Here is an 885-nt window from a genome sequence, read left to right as displayed (position 1 = left end):
ATCGTGCAGGGCCTGACCGGCAAGACCGGCACCTTCCACACCGAGCAGGCGCTGGCCTATTTCGGCACCAGGATGGTTGCCGGCATCCATCCGAAGAAGGGCGGCGAGACCTGGACCGCCGGCGAGGGCGCGAAGGATGCCGCCGGCACCGAACTGCCGATCTTCGCCACCGTCGGCGAGGCGAAAGAGGCGACCGGCGCGACCGCTTCGGTGATCTACGTGCCGCCTTCGGGGGCTGCCGCCGCCATCGAGGAGGCGATCGACGCCGGCATCGACCTCATCACCTGCATCACCGAGGGGATCCCGGTCTCCGACATGGTGAAGGTCAAGGCCAGGCTCGAAAAGTCGAAGGCGCGGCTGATCGGCCCGAACTGCCCGGGCGTGCTGACGCCGGAAGAGTGCAAGATCGGCATCATGCCGGGCAACATCTTCCGGAAGGGCAATGTCGGCATCGTCTCGCGCTCCGGCACGCTGACCTACGAGGCGGTGTTCCAGACCTCCAACGAGGGCCTCGGCCAGACGACGGCGGTGGGCATCGGCGGCGACCCGGTGAAGGGCACCGAATTCATCGACGTCCTCGAGATGTTCCTCGCCGACGAGGCGACGAAGTCGATCATCATGATCGGCGAGATCGGCGGCTCGGCGGAAGAAGACGCCGCGCAGTTTCTGAAGGACGAGGCGAAAAAGGGCCGCAAGAAGCCGATGGTCGGCTTCATCGCCGGGCGCACCGCGCCGAAGGGCCGCACCATGGGCCATGCCGGAGCGGTGGTCTCCGGCGGCAAGGGCGGCGCCGAGGACAAGATCGCCGCGATGGAAGCGGCCGGCATCACCGTCTCGCCGTCGCCGGCCCGCCTCGGCACGACACTGTCGGACGTGCTGAAGGGC

1 protein-coding gene is annotated in these 885 nt (G+C 68.0%); it reads left to right on the top strand.

The features are described from left to right. On the top strand, positions 1–885 hold an 885-nt coding region (sucD, locus tag E3C22_RS24350; RefSeq protein ID WP_134764483.1), incomplete at both ends, for a succinate--CoA ligase subunit alpha.

This window comes from Jiella endophytica (genome assembly GCF_004519335.1).
GTDB lineage: Bacteria > Pseudomonadota > Alphaproteobacteria > Rhizobiales > Rhizobiaceae > Jiella > Jiella endophytica.
This window is presented reverse-complemented; position numbering and strand designations above follow the sequence as displayed.